Genomic DNA, 17,502 nt, shown 5'->3' on the forward strand with positions numbered 1-17,502 from the left:
GAGTCAGACGTTCCTACCGGCTAGCGGTAGTCGGTGCCGAAACCGTAGTCGTCCAGCGGAACAGCAGCGCCAGTCCCGGTGCCGAAGCCTTCCGGGCTGTAGTACTGATCGTCGTACGACGGAACCGCGTAGGCGGCAGCCCGTGCCTCTTCGGTGGGCTGAACCTGGATGTTCCGGTACCGGTTGATGCCGGTGCCGGCCGGGATCAGCTTGCCGATGATCACGTTCTCCTTCAGACCGATCAGCTTGTCCGAGCGGCAGTTGATGGCCGCGTCGGTCAGCACGCGAGTGGTCTCCTGGAACGACGCGGCGGACAGCCACGAGTCGGTCGCCAGCGATGCCTTGGTGATACCCATCAGCACCGGACGGCCGGCCGCGGGCTCGCCACCCTCGGCGACGACGCGACGGTTGGACGCCTCGAACTCCGCGCGCTCGACGAGCGAGCCCGGCAGGAACTCCGTGGCACCCGAGTCGATGATCGTCACGCGACGCAGCATCTGGCGCACGATGACCTCGATGTGCTTGTCGTGGATCGACACACCCTGGCTCCGGTACACCTCCTGAACCTCGTTGACGAGGTGGATCTGCACCTGACGGGGGCCCATGACACGCAGCACCTCGTGCGGGTCGGCAGCACCCTCCATGAGCTGCTGTCCGACATCCACGTGGTCGCCGTCGGCGAGCAGACGCTCGCTGCCGTCGTCGTGCTTGAACACGCGCAGACGCTGACGCTTCGAGAGCTTGTCGTAGACAACCTCTTCGCCACCGTCGTCCGGGACGATGGTGATCTTGTAGAAGCGATCGCCGTCCTCGAGCTGCACCCGACCGGTGACGTCCGCAATCGGCGCCTTGCCCTTCGGGACACGAGCCTCGAACAGCTCCTGGACACGCGGCAGACCACCGGTGATATCGGCGGCACCCGCCGCACCACCCTGGTGGAACGTACGCATGGTCAGCTGGGTACCGGGCTCACCGATGGACTGCGCGGCGACGATACCGACGGCCTCGCCGATGTCGACGAGCTTGCCGGTCGCCATCGAACGGCCGTAGCAGGTGGCGCAGACGCCGGTCGCCGTGGTGCAGGTGAGCACCGAGCGAACCTTGACCTGCGTGACGCCCGCTGCGAGCAGCGCGTCGATCGCCGGATCGCCCAGGTCGTGGCCACGCTCGACGATGACGTTGCCGTTCTCGTCGACCGCGTCCGCGGCCAGGGTGCGGGCGTACGTCGAGGTCTCGACGTGCGCATCGCGGATGATCGTGCCGTCGGCCTGCTTCTCGGCGATGTGCGTGATGATGCCGCGCTCGGTGCCACAGTCGACCTCGCGGACGATGACGTCCTGCGAGACGTCCACCAGACGACGGGTCAGGTAACCCGAGTCGGCGGTACGGAGCGCGGTATCGGCCAGACCCTTACGAGCACCGTGCGTGTTGATGAAGTACTCGAGAACCGTCAGGCCCTCCTTGAAGGAGGACTTGATCGGACGCGGGATGAACTCACCCTTCGGGTTCGTCACCAGGCCCTTCATACCGGCGAGCGAGCGAACCTGAGTCATGTTTCCGGCCGCGCCGGACTTCACGATCATCGGGATCGGGTTGTCGTCGGGGAAGTGCGCCTCCATGGCCTTACCGACCTCGTCGGTGGCCTCGGACCAGATCTTCACGAGAGCACTGTTGCGCTCGGCGTGGTTGAGAGCACCGCGCTGGTACTTCTTCTCGATCTGATCGGCCTGCGCCTCGAACTGCTCCATGATCTGGGGCTTCTCCGGCGGCACGAGGACGTCGGAGATCGAGACCGTCACGCCGGAACGAGTGGCCCAGTAGAAGCCGGTGTCCTTGAGCTTGTCGACGGTCTGCGCGACCACGATCATCGGGTAGCGCTCGGCGAGATCGTTGATGATCGTCGCCTGACGCTTCTTCGGCATCTGCTCGTTGACGAACGGGTAGTCCGCCGGCAGCAGATCGTTGAACATGACGCGGCCGAGAGTCGTCTCGGTGGTCCAGGCGTCGCCGTAGCTCCAGCCCTCGGGGAACAGCTCCGACTCGACCTCGCGCGACGGACGCTGATGCGTCAGACGCACCTTGATCTTCGCCTGCACGGACAGCACGCCACGGTCGACGGCCATCTGAGCCTCGGCCGGCGACGAGTACACGCCCTGCTCCGCCTGGTCGGCGGTGGCCGGCTGGTACTCGCCCAGCGCACCTTCGACCTCGCGGGTCAGGTGGAACAGACCGGTCACCATGTCCAGACGCGGCATGGCGAGCGGGCGGCCCGACGCGGGCGACAGGATGTTGTTCGAGGACAGCATCAGGATGCGGGCCTCGGCCTGCGCCTCTGCCGACAGCGGCAGGTGGACGGCCATCTGGTCACCGTCGAAGTCGGCGTTGAACGCCTCACACACGAGCGGGTGCAGCTGGATGGCCTTGCCCTCGACGAGCTGCGGCTCGAACGCCTGGATGCCCAGACGGTGCAGCGTAGGTGCACGGTTGAGCAGCACGGGGTGCTCGTTGATGACCTCTTCGAGGACATCCCACACCTGCGGACGCTGACGCTCGACCATGCGCTTCGCGGACTTGATGTTCTGCGCATGGTTGAGGTCGACCAGACGCTTCATGACGAACGGCTTGAACAGCTCGAGCGCCATCAGCTTCGGCAGACCACACTGGTGCAGCTTGAGCTGCGGGCCGACGACGATGACCGAACGACCGGAGTAGTCGACGCGCTTACCGAGCAGGTTCTGACGGAAGCGGCCCTGCTTGCCCTTGAGCAGATCGGACAGCGACTTCAGCGGACGGTTGCCCGGACCCGTGACGGGCCGGCCACGACGGCCGTTGTCGAACAGCGCGTCCACGGACTCCTGCAGCATCCGCTTCTCGTTGTTGACGATGATCTCGGGGGCACCGAGGTCGATCAGTCGCTTGAGGCGGTTGTTGCGGTTGATCACGCGGCGGTACAGGTCGTTCAGGTCGGACGTGGCGAAACGGCCACCGTCGAGCTGCACCATCGGACGCAGCTCCGGCGGGATCACCGGCACGGCGTCGAGGACCATGCCCATCGGCGAGTTGCCGGTGGACTGGAACGCCGCGACGACCTTGAGGCGCTTGAGGGCGCGGAGCTTCTTCTGCCCCTTGCCGCTGCGGATGGTCTCGCGCAGCAGCTCGGCCTCGGCCTCGATGTCGAAGTTCTCCATCAGCTTCTGGATGGACTCCGCGCCCATCGCGCCGGTGAAGTACTCGCCGTAGCGGTCGACCAGCTCGCGGTACAGGCCCTCGTCCACGATGAGCTGCTTGACGCTCAGCTTGGTGAACGTGGTCCAGATCTCGTCGAGGCGGTCCAGCTCGCGCTGCGCACGGTCACGGAGCTGACGCATCTCGCGCTCGCCGCCGTCCTTGACCTTGCGGCGCACGTCGGACTTGGCGCCCTCGGCCTCGAGCTCGGCGATGTCGGCCTCGAGCTTCTGCGCGCGGGCCTCCAGATCGGCGTCACGCTGATCGGCGACGGTCTTCTTCTCGACCTCCATCTCGGCCTCGAGCGTGGAGAGCTCGTTGTGACGCAGCTCGTCGTCGACACCGACGATGACGTAGGCGGCGAAGTAGATGATCTTCTCGAGATCCTTCGGAGCCAGGTCCAGCAGGTAGCCGAGCCGGCTCGGCACACCCTTGAAGTACCAGATGTGGGTCACGGGAGCGGCGAGCTCGATGTGGCCCATGCGCTCACGGCGCACCTTCGCGCGAGTCACCTCGACACCGCAGCGCTCACAGATGATGCCCTTGAAGCGGACACGCTTGTACTTACCGCAGTAGCACTCCCAGTCCCGGGTGGGGCCGAAGATCTTCTCGCAGAAGAGGCCGTCCTTCTCGGGCTTGAGCGTGCGGTAGTTGATGGTCTCCGGCTTCTTGACCTCGCCGTAGGACCAGTTGCGGATGTCCTCCGCGGTCGCGAGACCGATGCGGAGTTCATCGAAGAAGTTGACGTCGAGCACGTAACTTCCTTTCCCCAGAGGGATTGTGGATCAGCGGGTGAGATCCGCTTCTCCTGACTGCCAATTCAAATGTGCTCTAGCGCCCCCGGGCCGCGACGGGTCGCGGCCCGGGGACCGAAAACTAGTTCGCGAGATCGTCCACGGTTGCGGCCTCGTTCCGGGACAGGTTGATGCCCAGGTTCGCGGCGGCACGCTCGAGGTCCTCGTCGTCGCCGTCGGCCATCGCGATGGCTGCGCCGTCCGAGGACAGCACCTCCACGTTGAGGCACAGCGACTGGAGCTCCTTGAGGAGCACCTTGAAGGACTCGGGGATGCCCGGCTCGGGGATGTTCTCGCCCTTGACGATGGCCTCGTACACCTTCACGCGGCCGACGACGTCGTCCGACTTGATGGTGAGCAGCTCCTGCAGGGTGTAGGCGGCGCCGTACGCCTGCATCGCCCAGCACTCCATTTCACCGAAGCGCTGGCCACCGAACTGGGCCTTACCGCCGAGCGGCTGCTGGGTGATCATCGAGTACGGACCGGTCGAACGCGCGTGGATCTTGTCGTCGACCAGGTGGTGCAGCTTGATGATGTACATGTAGCCGACCGACACCGGGTACGGGAACGGCTCGCCGGAGCGACCGTCGAACAGCGTCGCCTTGCCGTCCGACCCGACCATCTGCTCACCGTCACGGTTGGGCAGCGTGGCACCGAGCAGACCGGTGAGCTCGTCCTCCTTGGCACCGTCGAACACCGGGGTGGCGATGTTCGAGTCGGCCGGCGCGGACAGCATCTCCTCCGGCAGGTTCTCGGCCCAGTCGGGGCGCGAGCCGTCGGCGGCAATCTGCACGTTCCAGCCGGTCTTGCCGATCCAACCGAGGTGCGTCTCCAGCACCTGGCCGATGTTCATACGACGCGGAACACCGTGGGTGTTCAGGATGATGTCGACCGGGGTGCCGTCGGGCAGGAACGGCATGTCCTCCTGCGGGAGGATCTTGCCGATGACGCCCTTGTTGCCGTGGCGGCCGGCGAGCTTGTCGCCGTCCTGGATCTTGCGCTTCTGAGCCACGTACACGCGGACCAGCTCGTTGACGCCCGGAGGCAGATCGTCGTCGTCCTCGCGCGAGAACACGCGGATACCGATGACCTTGCCGGACTCACCGTGAGGAACCTTGAGGGACGTGTCGCGAACCTCGCGGGCCTTCTCACCGAAGATCGCACGCAGCAGGCGCTCCTCCGGCGTCAGCTCGGTCTCACCCTTCGGGGTGACCTTGCCGACGAGGATGTCGCCGTCGCGGACCTCGGCACCGATGCGGACGATGCCGCGCTCGTCGAGATCGGCGAGGACCTCGTCCGAGACGTTCGGGATGTCCCGGGTGATCTCCTCGGCACCGAGCTTGGTGTCGCGGGCATCGATCTCGTGCTCCTCGATGTGGATCGAGGTGAGCACGTCCTCCTCCACGAGGCGCTGCGACAGGATGATCGCGTCCTCGTAGTTGTGGCCCTCCCACGGCATGATCGCCACGAGCAGGTTCTTGCCGAGCGCCATCTCACCATTCTCGGTGCAGGGGCCGTCGGCCAGAACCTGACCGGTCTCGACCCGCTGACCCTCGTCCACGATCGGACGCTGGTTGGCGCACGTGCCCTGGTTGGAGCGCGCGAACTTGCGCAGGCGGTACGTCTTGCGGCTGCCGTCGTCGGCCATCACGGTGACGTAGTCGGAGGAGACCTCCTCGACCACACCGGACTTCTCGGTGACGATGACGTCGCCGGCGTCGACCGCGGCACGCAGCTCCATGCCGGTACCGACCAGCGGGGACTCGCTGCGGACCAGCGGCACTGCCTGACGCTGCATGTTCGCGCCCATGAGGGCACGGTTGGCGTCGTCGTGCTCGAGGAACGGAATCATCGCGGTCGCGACGGAGACCATCTGACGCGGCGAGACGTCCATGTAGTCGACGTCCGACGAGGACACGTACTCGACCTCGCCACCCTTACGGCGGACGAGGACGCGGTCCTCGGTGAAGTGCCCGGCCGAGTTGACCGGCGAGTTGGCCTGCGCCACGACGTGGCGGTCCTCCTCGTCGGCGGTCAGGTAGTCGACATGGTCGGTGACCTGGCCGTCGACGACCTTGCGGTACGGGGTCTCGATGAAACCGAACGGGTTGACCCGCGCGTACACCGACAGCGAACCGATCAGGCCGATGTTCGGACCCTCAGGGGTCTCGATCGGGCACATACGGCCGTAGTGCGACGGGTGGACGTCGCGCACCTCGAGGCCGGCGCGCTCACGGGACAGACCACCCGGGCCCAGCGCCGACAGACGGCGCTTGTGGGTCAGACCCGACAGCGGGTTGTTCTGGTCCATGAACTGCGACAGCTGGGAGGTTCCGAAGAACTCCTTGATCGCGGCGACGACCGGGCGGATGTTGATCAGGGTCTGCGGCGTGATCGCCTCGACGTCCTGAGTCGTCATGCGCTCGCGGACGACGCGCTCCATGCGGGACAGGCCCACGCGGATCTGGTTCTGGATGAGCTCGCCCACGGTACGCAGACGACGGTTGCCGAAGTGGTCGATGTCGTCGACCTCGACGGGAACCTCGACGCCGCCCGGGGCGGTCATCGTGGTGTCACCGGCGTGCAGGCGCACCAGGTACTCGATCGTGGCGACGATGTCTTCCTCGGTGAGGGTCGACGCCTCGACGGGCAGGCCGGTGTTCAGGCCCAGCTTCTTGTTGATCTTGTAGCGGCCCACGCGAGCGAGGTCGTAGCGCTTGTCCTTGAAGAACAGGTTCTCCAGGAGGGTCTGCGCGCTCTCCTTCGTCGGCGGCTCGCCCGGACGCAGCTTGCGGTAGATGTCGAGCAGCGCCTCGTCGGTGCCGGCGGTGTTGTCCTTCTCGAGCGTCGCCATGAGGATCTCGGAGAAACCGAAACGCTCGGTGATCTGCTCGGTGGTCCACCCCAGCGCCTTCAGCAGCACGGTGACCGGCTGGCGGCGCTTGCGGTCGATACGGACACCGACGGTGTCGCGCTTGTCGACGTCGAACTCGAGCCAGGCACCACGGCCCGGGATGACCTTGACGCTGTGCAGGGTCTTCTCGGTGCTCTTGTCGATGGTGTCGTCGAAGTAGACGCCCGGCGAGCGGACCAGCTGCGACACCACGACGCGCTCGGTGCCGTTGATGATGAACGTGCCCTTGTCGGTCATCATCGGGAAATCACCCATGAAGACCGTCTGGCTCTTGATCTCACCGGTGTTGTTGTTGATGAACTCCGCGGTGACGAACAGCGGCGCCGCGTAGGTCATGTCCTTGTCTTTGCACTCGTCGACCGAGGCCTTGACCTCGTCGAAGCGCGGGTCCGAGAAGGACAGGGACATGGAGCCCGAGAAGTCCTCGATGGGCGAGAGCTCGGCCAGAATTTCTTCGAGGCCACCCGTGACTGCACCGTCGCCGCGCGCGGCTGCGCGCTCACGCCAGCCCTGCGAGCCGATCAACCATTCGAACGAATCGGTCTGTAGATCGAGGAGCCCTGGGACTTCGAGGGGCTCGCGAATTTTCGCGAACGAGACCCTCTTCGGGGCTCCGGGGATTCCGGCAACTGCCTTGGTCTGGCTAGAGACTGCCAAGATGCGTCCTTCCAGCACCTCACGCGGGCCGCTCTTGCTGGTGCGACCGCCGCTGTATCTGCTTCTTCATGTGGGGCGAATTCGCTGGTTACAACCCGAACGAAACCTCGCCACAGAAGCAGGAAGTGGAACACTTCGCCACAGTGAGGATGAGAGGTGGACAGGAGGCAGCCAGCGCAACGTCCAAAAGTACACCCAAACTCAGTAGATGTCGAGCCGGGCAGCAGAAAGGACACCCGTCGCGGGCGCCGCACGCGGTATGCCGCGTGATTGTTCACGCATAGAGTGACGCGTGATCATCGCCGCGTCAAGCCCATGTTCCGGCGTTTCGATCTCCGACTGCGGGGAGCGCCCGCACTGTCACGAGTTCTCGACACCGGACAACAGCCACTGACCGTCCACCTTCTCCATCCTCAGAATCACCGGCCCGGATGTGCTGCCCGCCGCGACGCCGTCGTTCTCGACGCTCACGATCAAGTTGGCGAGCACCTCGGCGCGATTCTCGTCGAGAAGCATGACTCCCACGTTCGTGACCTGCGCTGCTGTGTCCGACCGAGTCTGCTTGACGATATCGATCGTCGTGCCGATTGTCCGATCGAACTCTTCCTTCATCCCGTCCGTCATCACTGCGCGCGCCGTGTCGGGGAACTGGTCGATCGAATCAGCACTATAGACGGTCACGGCCGTCAGCGCCTTCTCCGCCGCGGCCGCCACCTCCGAAGTCGCGCCGACGTCGAGGTACGTGCGATTGGAGGTCGCACCGTCGCGGGACATCAACGCGGCGACGCCGGCGAAGGCCGCCAGCACGACCGCCGCGACACCCACGATCACGACCGCGCGCCAGCTCAGCCGGCCGGTGCGCCGGCTGACCCCGGCCTCGGATTCGCCACCGGCCGCCTCGGGCGCCTCGGAAGGTTCGGACGGCCCGGAAGACCCCGAAGGCTCAGAAGGCTCGGGCGCAGGCGCTGCGACGGACGACTCCTCGACGACGGGATCCTCGACAGCCGGGGCCTTGACGAGCAGCACGCTCGCGGCCGACTCCTCCCCCGCAGCCTCGTCCCGGGTCGGCGGTGCCGCCGGGCGGGGCGCCGAACTGCCCGCAACCTTGGGCCGGCGCACGGCCGACGGGGACGCCTTCGGATTACGACGAATGGGAGGCACTGATGGAACTCCTTCCAGCGGCCGAACGAGGAGACGTCGGCTCGGCTGCTGCGACGGTCTACTGTCCGCCGCTCTGCGGATCGGTGGCCTGATCTTCCTGAGTGGGCGCGGGCGTGGGCGCGGGCGCGGCCGGGCGCGGCGTCCCCGGGTCGATCACGACGGGCTCACCGAGGTTGCCGGCGTCGGACGCCTTCCAGGTGTCGCCGTCACGCACGAGACTCATCCGCATCGTGATCTGCCGCTTCACCGGTGTCTCGAGATTCGGCATCGCGGTCGAGGTCTCGACGACGAGCATCGCGTCCGCCGTCCCGTCATCCACGTTCAGCGACGTCAGCGCGGCCCGTAGCACGCGCCCCTCGGTCTTCGCGCCCGATGCGACGGCCGCCGTGGTCATGTCTTCCCGTGTCTTCGCCAGATCGTCCAGGAGCGTTCCGGTGATCGACGACTCGAGGTCGGAGAACGACTTCTCCATGTCGGCCGCGTCGTACGAGTTGAGGTTGATCGCCGCCTGCCGGGCGTCGGACAGCGCCGTGTCACGCGCATCCGCGGTGGACCTACCGGACTCCGCCTTCGCCCATCCGATTCCGAAGAAGATCGCTGCAGCCAGCGCGCCGACGAAGAGCACACACACCGCCACGGCGGCGGCAATGAGCGTGTTGTTCTTCGTGGGCGCGGTCGTGGTGTCCGTCACACGGCAACCTTACTCTTGGGTAATGAATGCTGCCCGAGGCTACCGCGCGGGCACGACGCCCATGAGCGTCGCGATCTGGGCGGCGATCGGGTTCAGATTCAACTTGTCGGGGTCGACCTTAGGCGTGCTGTCCCACGGCTGCGGGGTCTGCGGGTCGGCGTAGACGATGCGCTCGGCACTGCGGACACCCGTCGGGTTGCCCTGTTCGACGGTGCATCGCGCGTCCGCGTTGAACGGGAAGTTGTCGACGGTGTCGTCGAAGTTCGGGTTCTCCGCGCGCATCTGCGCGAGGATCTCCTGCGTGCCCTCGTAACCCTGCGTACACGGCACCGGATTGTTGGTCTCGAGGACCAACCCGAAGTGGATCGTGCCGTCACCCGGGGCCACCGCCGACGCACCCGCCGACAGTGCCGGCAGGAACTGGAAGAACGGCTGCAGCGCGATGAACGTCGGCGACACCGTCGTGAGCGTCGTCGACAGGTTCGTCAGGTTCGCGGTCAGCGCATCGCCGCTGTTCGAAACGAGCTTCCCGACCGTGTCCGTCGCGTCCTTGCCGGTGCCGATCAGCCGTCGCACGTCGGGATCGCTCGACTTCAGCTGGGCGGCGATCTGCTCGAGGCCGTCGCTGAAGGCGCGGATCGAACCTGACTGCTCCGCCTGGGTGTCGAGCACCGTCCGGCCGTCGCTGATGAAGGTCAGCGTCTCCGGCAGCGCCTCGTTCGCGGTCTCGGTGAACCGGCCGAGCGAGTCGACGAGCACCTGGAGATCGCTGCCCTTCCCGGTGAACGCGTTCCCCAGTTCGACGACGGCGGTGTGCAGCGAGTCGGTGGGCACCGAACGCGCCAACCGGTCCACGCTGCCGATCAGGTCCTCGACCGGGATCGGCGTCGCCGTGTTCTGCTCGAGGATCACCGAACCGTCGGTGAGGAACGGACCCTCGTCGGTGTCGGGCTGCAGGTCGACGTACTGCTCACCGATCGCGGATCGATTCGCGACGACGGCCTTCGCCGAGGCCGGGATCTGCGGGGCCGCGTTGTCGATCATCAACGCGACGGACACACCCTTCTCGGTCAGCGTCAGGTCCCCGACCCGGCCTACCGGCACACCACGGTAGGTCACCTCGGCATTGGTGAAGATGCCACCGGAGTGCGCGAGTTGCGCGTCCACCTGGTACTCGCCGAAGCCCAGCAGCGTGTCGAGGCGCACGTACTTGGCACCGACGTAACCTATACCGAGCACGGCGACGACGATGAACGCCACCAACTGCCACCTGGCCAGACGCGAGACCATTACTCACCCACCCCCAGCTGCTTCAGGAACGCATCGAACGGATTGACCGGAGCGTCCGCCGGCGCGGACACCGCGGTGCCCGGCGCGGGGACGGGATTCGGCACGATCGGCGGCAACGGCACGATCGACACCGTCGGCCACCCCGGGCGCGGCCCGTTGCCGTTGTAGTACGGGTTGCTCGGATCGACGGGAACCGGCGGGCCGTACTGGGGCGGGTAGTAGACGGGGTCCGGCTTCCCGACACCGAGGTTCGACAGGGTGTCACCGATCTGCAGATCGATCGACAGGAACACGTTGGCCTGGCCGCCGTGGATCGACGGGATGATCGTGTCCGGGAAGGGGAACGTCGGAACGAGCGGCGCCGACGTGATGATGTCCGGGGCCGCCTCACCCAACTGCTGCAACGTGGGGCGCAGCGCCCGCAGATCCGTGATCAGGTCGTCCTTGGACCGGTTGATGACATCGGCGCCGACCTGACCGAGCCGATCGACCTGCCCGAGCATCTCCACGAGTTGCGGACGCTGCTCGGCGAGGATCTCGACACCCTGCGGCAGCTCGTCGAGGACCTTCTCGAGCTTGGTGGTCTGGTCTCCCACCCGGGCACTGAGGGTGTCGAGCCCGTCGAGCGCACGAGTGATCGAGTCGCGCTGCTCCTCGAGACCGGCGATCAACGTGTTCGCCTGCTCCAGGAGTCCGCGAACCTTGGTCTCGCGACCGTCGAGCGCCTTCTCCAGCTCCGAGATGATGGGCTGCAACTGCGCGACACCGCCACCGTTGAGCAGCAGCGACAAGGCACCGAGCACCTGCTCGATGTCGGTGGCGTGCCGGGTGCGGTCCACCGGGATCGTGGCGCCGCCCACCAACCGTTCCGGAGACGGATTCTGCGTGGGCGCCGAGATCGCAATGAACTTCTCGCCCAACAGATTCGACTGCTGGACCTCCGCGACCGCGTTGGCCGGCAGATCCACCGAACTGTTGACGAGCGTCTCCACCTGCGCGGTCCAGCCGTCCGGCGCCACCTCGATCTTCTCGACACGTCCGACCGGAACGCCGTCGACCTTGACGGTCGACTGCGGTACCAGGTCGAGGACGTCGTCGAACTCGATCTTCAGGCGCATCGGGTCACTGCCGATGTCGGCGCCACCGGGCAGCGGGATCGAATAGATACCGCCCGAGCCACACGCACCCACCGTCAGCGCGACGACGCACGCTCCCGCCGCGACCGCCGCGATCCTCATCCGCCCGACTCTCACGGTGTGCCCCCCTGCAGTTGCGTTCCGCCACCCAGTCGCGGTGACGGCGTGCCCGGCACGGTCCCGGGAACCGCGCCGCGCTGCAGATTGTCACCGCTGAGGATGCCGAGCGGCAGGTTCAACGTCGGTGTCTTCACACCGGCGGTCATCTGATCCGTGATCGCCTTGCAGTTGTCGATCAGCGGCTTCATCTGCCGGCCCAGCGCCTCGAACTCCGGGTCGCCGGGCTTGAGCTTGGCGATGTCGATGAGCTTGCAGCCCAAGCCGAACGGATCCTGCAGATCCGGCAGATCGACGCGCATCTGCAGCGTGCCCGACTCCGCGTCGTGCGTGTTGACCAGGTTGCTGATGGCCAGCGGAATCGTCACGAGCGCCTCCGCGAGGGAATCTCGCTGGTCGGCGACGGTCTGGGTGACCGTGGTCAGGCTGTCGATGTTCCCCTGCAGTAGTTCCCGATTGTCCTCCACGAACCGCGCGACGTCGCCGAGCGCGAGCGAGAGCTGATTGAGCGCCAGACCCAGGTTCTCCTTCTCCCCCGCCAGGAAGCCGCTGAAGTCGGCGAGCTGCGTGTTGAACTGGCGCACCTGCGCGTCGTTGGCGGCGAGGGCACTGACGAACACCTGCAGGTTCTTGACCGTGTCGAAGATGTCGGTGCGCGAGTCCGACAGTGTGCGGGCCGCCGCCGACAACTGCGTGAACGTGTTGCCGAGCGCGTCACCGTTGCCGTCGAGGTTCGCGGCCGCGGTGTCCACGAGGTTCGACAGCGCGCCGTCCTTGTTGGCACCGTTCGGTCCGAGCGCCTCGGACAGTTCGGTCACGCTCGCGTACAGCTCGTCGACCTCGACCGGCGTCGTCGTGCGGTCACGCTCGATCGTCGCGTCGCGTGCCAGCTTCTCGCCGCCCGTGTACGCCGGCGTCAGCTGGATGTACCGGTCGGACACCACCGACGGGGTCACCTGGGCGGCCTTCACGTCGGCCGGGATGTCGATCCCACGGTCGACGGTCATGACCACCTGCACCTGCTCACCCTGCGGCACCACGGAGTCGACCGAGCCGACCTTGACGCCGAGCACCCGGACGTCGGAGCCCTCGTAGATGCCGACGGACTTGTCGAAGTACGCGGTGATCCGGGTGGTGCCGGCGTTCTGGAAGAGCCACCACAGGACACCGACCGCGACCACGGCAACCGCCGCGATCAGGGCCACCGGGATCCACTTGCGGGTGCGCGCCCGCGTCTCACTCATCTCAGTTGCCCCCCATGGTGCGCAGCGGCTCGCGGTATCCGGGGATGTCCGGCAGGCCGGGCGGGGTCAGGTTGGTCACGACCGAGTCGAACCACCGGCCGTTGCCGAGCACGTTCGCGTAGATCCGGTAGAACGGCGCAGCCAGTTCGAGTGCCTTGCTCACGTTCTGCTGGTTCTGGTTGAGGATGTCGATCGTGCCCTGCAGCTGCGTGAGCGCCGGCGTGATCTGAGCCTCGTTGTCGGCAACCAGACCGGTGAGCTCCCGCGACAACGTCTGGGTGCTGGTGAGGAGCTGGCCGATCGCCTGCTGGCGGGTGTTGAGCTCGGCGAGCAGCAGTCCACCGTTCGCGAGCACCTTCTCGAACTCCTCGCTGCGGTCCGCGAGGATCTGCGACGTCTGTTTGGTCGCCTCGAACAGCTGCTTGAGCTCCTGGTCGCGCTTCGCGACCGTCTCCGACAGCCGAGCCACCCCGTCGAGCGAGCCGCGGATCTCGTCGGGCGTGCCCGAGAACGACTGCGACAGCACCTCGAAGCTCGACGCCAGCTGCGTCGTGTCGATCTCGGCGAGTGTCGTGGCGGCGTCCCCGAACGCGTCGATGACGTCGTACGGCGACGTGGTCCGCTCGAGGGGGATCCGCACGCTCGGATCCGCAACCTCGGTACCCCGCGGATCGAGCGCGAGATACTTCTGGCCGAGGATCGTCTTGATCTGGATCGACGCCGTGGTCTGGTCGCCGATCCAGGCGTCCTTCGTCTGGAACGACACGAGCACGCGGTCACCGTCGAGTTCGACGCTCGACACCTTGCCGACCTTGACGCCGGCGACCCGCACCTCGTTGCCGGGTTTGAGCCCAGCCGCCTCGGAGAACTCGGCGGTGTACCGGTTGCCGGCGCCGAGGATCGGCAGGCTGTCGAGGAAGAACGCCGACATGGTCGCGAGCAGGATGACGACGATGCCGAGGGCACCCGTCACCGCTGGATTTCTTCTCTTCGTCATGGCTGCTCACCGTCCGCGTAGCACCGGGGAGCCGCGTTGGTGTAGATCGGCTGGTTGATCGTCGGCAGGTTCGACGGGATGTTCAGCTGGGGAGCGGTTCCGGGACCGGCGACGACGTCGATGCCGCACAGGTAGAACTGGAACCATGATCCGTAGCTGCCGGCGCGGCCGAGCTTCTCCATCTTGATCGGGAGGTTCGTGAGCACCTGGTTCACGTCGTCGGATCTCTCGTTGATGTGCCCGGCGAGGGTGTTGAGGCCCGCGATCGAACCCTGGATCGACGGGCGAGTCGGCACCAGCAGGTCGGCGGTCGCGCTGGTCAGGTCCGACAGCGACTGCACCGACTGCCCGATCACGCCGCGGTCCGCGGACAGCCCGCTCACGAGACGCTCGGTGTTGACGATCAACTGATCGACCTGCTCGTCCCGCTTGTTGACGGTGTCGAGCACGATGTTGAGGTTGGTGATCAGGTCGCCGATCACCTTGTCCTTGTCCGCGATCGTGTTCGTCAACGATGCGGTGTTCGCCACGAGCTCCTCGATGGTGCCGCCCTCCCCCTGGAACACCTGGATGATCTGGTACGACAGCTTGTTGACGTCATCGGCGCTCAGGGTCTGGAACAGCGGCCGGAACCCGTTGAACAGCGTCGTCAGGTTCACCGCGGGCTTGGTGCGGTCGAGCGGGATCGTGTCACCCGCCGTCATCTTGTAGCCCTGCTGCCCGGTCCCCTGTTCGAGCGCGATGTAGCGCTGTCCGACGAGGTTCCGGAACCTGATGGTCGCGGTCGTGCTCGCCGGCAACCAGTCGCGGTCGGTCACCGCGAACTCGACCTGTGCCTCACGGTCGTCGACGATCTCGATCTTGGTCACCTGGCCGACGCGGACGCCGGCGATGCGGACCTCGTCGCCCTTGTTGAGCGACGTGACATCGGTGAACCGCGCACTGAACTTGGTTCCCCCACCGGAACTGGTGTTCGCGATCGTCAGCGCGAGCATGCCGGTCGCGAGAATCGTCACCAGTGCAAAGATCACGAGCTTGGTGAGCGGGGCAGCCACCCCTCGCAGCTGTCGCTTCACTTGATGCTCACCTCTTTCCCACGGAGCGCAGGGGCACCGATCATGGTCGTCCAGGACGGCACGTCCTCCGGCGCAATGCCGGCCGCCTCGCCGTACACGACCGCCAACGTCTCGCGTTCGAGCGGCGACCCCGCGAAGGTCGCCGGCGCCAACTGAGCCCCCGTCGCAGGCAGCACCGAGAACTGCGGAACCGCCACATCGGGAATGGTCTGGTCTCCCGGGTTGCGGGTCGGCACCTGGTAGGAGCCGTCGTGGATGGAACCGCCGGGATACTGCCCGATATCGGTCCCCAGCGGCGGCGCCTCGTAGCACCGCGGACCGCGGGTGTCGATCAGGCGCGGCTCGTCCTGGTTGGGCAGGTACCGGCCGCGCGGATTGACGAGTTCGATCGTGGCGCGGGCACCCGGGTTGGGCGAGTTCTCACCGGTAATCGCCCCGGAGCGCGCCATCACGTCCGCGAAGTTCGCGAACGTACAACTGAAGGTCCCCGAGAACCTGGCCAGGATCTCCAGCGCCTCACGCGAGTCGGCGGCGATCGAGATCAGCGAATCCCGGTTGGTCGTCAGCAGGTCCGCGGTGCTCGATCCCGTCGACGTCACCGAGGCCATCAGCGCGTCGATCGAGGGCCGCTCCTGCACGATCGTCGCGTTGGTGGTGCGCAGGTTGTCGAGCGCGTCGATCAGCTGCGGCGCCGCATCCGAGTAGGTCTGGGTGAACGTCGCGAAGCTCTGCAGTCCCGCCGTCAGGTCCGGCAGCCGGGTGTTGACCCCGGCGAAGATCGTGTCGAGCTGATCGAGCGTGACACCGAGCCGTTCGCCCCGGCCGTCGAGCGCCTGCGACAGCGCGCCGAGAGTGGAGGCCAGGCTCTCCGGCGGGATGGCCTGCAGCAGCGGCAGCAGACCGTCGAGCATCTTGCCGAGCTCGACCGCATTGCCACTCTTGTCCTGGTAGATGGTTTCGCCGGCTGCGATCGAGTCGGGACTCGGATTCTCCGGGATGACCAGGTCGACGTACCGCTCACCGAACAGTGTCTTGGGCAGCAATCGGGCGGTGGCGTTGGACGGGATCAACTCGGCCTTGTCGGGGTCGATCGCCATGACGGAGGTGACCTTGCCGTTCTCGGTCGACGCGCCACGCACCTCGCCGACGATGAGGCCACGCACCTTGACGTCGGCGTTGCGCGGCAGCGCGTTGCCGACGGTGTCGGTGACGAGGTCGACCTTGACGACCGGCGTGAAGGTCTTGTTGTAGCTGGCGATGGTCCCGCCCACGAACAGAGCCAGGACCAGGAAGAAGGCGACTCCGAGGATCCTGCGGCGCAGCTTCGATGTGCTCTCGATCATCCGGCCACCCTCACCGTGGTCGTCGTGCCCCAGATGGCGAGACTCAGGAAGAAGTCCAGGACGGCGATGGTGACGATGGCGGTACGCACCGCATGGCCGACCGCGACACCGACGCCGGCCGGGCCGCCGCGGGCGTGGAAGCCGTAGTAGCAGTGGATGAGGATCAGGACGAACGCGAACACCAGCACCTTGCCGAAGGACCAGAGAACGTCCTCGGGAGGCAGGAACAGGTTGAAGTAGTGGTCGTACGAGCCGGACGACTGCCCGTTGAACACGGTCGAGACCACCCGCGACGCGAGATAGGCCGCGAGCAGGCCGACGATGTACAGCGGAATCACTGCGATGAAGCCGGCGATCATCCGGGTGGTGACGAGGAAGGGCACGCTGGGCACGGCCATCACCTCGAGCGCGTCGATCTCTTCCGAGATGCGCATCGCGCCGAGCTGAGCGGTGAACCCGCAACCGACCGTGGCCGACAGCGCCAGCGCCGCGACGATCGGTGCGATCTCACGGGTGTTGACGTACGCCGACAGGAAGCCGGTCAGCACCGAGCTGCCGATCTGGTCGAGCGCGGCGAAGCCCTGCAGTCCGACGACCACGCCGGTGAAGCCGGACATCATCACGATGACGCCGATGGTGCCGCCGATCACCGCGAGCGCGCCGCTGCCGAACGTGACCTCCGCCAGCAGCCGGAGCATCTCCTTGCGGTACCGGCGCAGTGTTCGCGGCGTCCACGCGATGGCCCGCGAATAGAACGACATCTGCTCGCCGGCGTTGTCGAGCACGTCGAGCGGCTTCCGCGCCCAGCGGCGCGCACGCATCAGCGCGTAGTCGCCGCGGCCCCTGGCGATCGTCAT

At 66.5% G+C, this 17,502-nt stretch carries 11 protein-coding genes; all 11 read right to left on the reverse strand.

Annotated elements, in window-relative coordinates:
* Positions 1-20: 20 nt before the first annotated feature.
* Positions 21-3,980 (reverse strand): DNA-directed RNA polymerase subunit beta', encoded by a 3,960-nt coding sequence (locus AC1RIF_RS08955; protein WP_492601010.1) that lies wholly within the window; start codon positions 3,978-3,980, stop codon positions 21-23.
* A 121-nt stretch (positions 3,981-4,101) separates the two neighbouring features.
* Positions 4,102-7,608 carry a DNA-directed RNA polymerase subunit beta gene (rpoB, locus tag AC1RIF_RS08960; protein ID WP_492601011.1) on the reverse strand — a complete coding sequence of 1,169 codons (3,507 nt, stop codon included), beginning with the start codon at positions 7,606-7,608 and terminating at the stop codon, positions 4,102-4,104.
* Between the two features lie 342 nt (positions 7,609-7,950).
* Positions 7,951-8,751 (reverse strand): mammalian cell entry protein, encoded by an 801-nt coding sequence (locus AC1RIF_RS08965; protein WP_492601012.1) that lies wholly within the window; start codon positions 8,749-8,751, stop codon positions 7,951-7,953.
* 58 nt (positions 8,752-8,809) lie between these two features.
* The gene (locus AC1RIF_RS08970) at positions 8,810-9,442 is read right to left on the reverse strand and encodes an Rv1363c family protein (protein ID WP_492601013.1); all 633 of its coding nucleotides are present in this window, start codon (positions 9,440-9,442) and stop codon (positions 8,810-8,812) included.
* 39 nt (positions 9,443-9,481) lie between these two features.
* Positions 9,482-10,732 (reverse strand): MCE family protein, encoded by a 1,251-nt coding sequence (locus tag AC1RIF_RS08975; protein WP_492601014.1) that lies wholly within the window; start codon positions 10,730-10,732, stop codon positions 9,482-9,484.
* A complete protein-coding gene (locus AC1RIF_RS08980; RefSeq protein WP_492601015.1) occupies positions 10,732-11,970 on the reverse strand; it encodes an MCE family protein in 1,239 nt (412 codons plus the stop codon). Before AC1RIF_RS08980 ends, AC1RIF_RS08975 begins: the two co-directional genes overlap by 1 nt.
* Before the next feature lie 11 nt (positions 11,971-11,981).
* Positions 11,982-13,229 carry an MCE family protein gene (locus tag AC1RIF_RS08985; protein ID WP_492601016.1) on the reverse strand — a complete coding sequence of 416 codons (1,248 nt, stop codon included), beginning with the start codon at positions 13,227-13,229 and terminating at the stop codon, positions 11,982-11,984.
* A gap of 1 nt (position 13,230) precedes the next feature.
* The gene (locus tag AC1RIF_RS08990; protein ID WP_492601017.1) at positions 13,231-14,226 is read right to left on the reverse strand and encodes an MCE family protein; all 996 of its coding nucleotides are present in this window, start codon (positions 14,224-14,226) and stop codon (positions 13,231-13,233) included.
* Positions 14,223-15,290 carry an MCE family protein gene (locus tag AC1RIF_RS08995; protein WP_492601343.1) on the reverse strand — a complete coding sequence of 356 codons (1,068 nt, stop codon included), beginning with the start codon at positions 15,288-15,290 and terminating at the stop codon, positions 14,223-14,225. Before AC1RIF_RS08995 ends, AC1RIF_RS08990 begins: the two co-directional genes overlap by 4 nt.
* A gap of 8 nt (positions 15,291-15,298) precedes the next feature.
* Complete coding sequence (locus AC1RIF_RS09000; RefSeq protein ID WP_492601018.1) at positions 15,299-16,645, reverse strand: MCE family protein; 1,347 nt, start codon at positions 16,643-16,645, stop codon at positions 15,299-15,301.
* Complete coding sequence (locus AC1RIF_RS09005; RefSeq protein WP_492601019.1) at positions 16,642-17,502, reverse strand: MlaE family ABC transporter permease; 861 nt, start codon at positions 17,500-17,502, stop codon at positions 16,642-16,644. The genes AC1RIF_RS09000 and AC1RIF_RS09005 overlap by 4 nt, the downstream gene beginning before the upstream one ends.

The organism is Prescottella sp. GW823-FHT02E09, assembly GCF_058797375.1.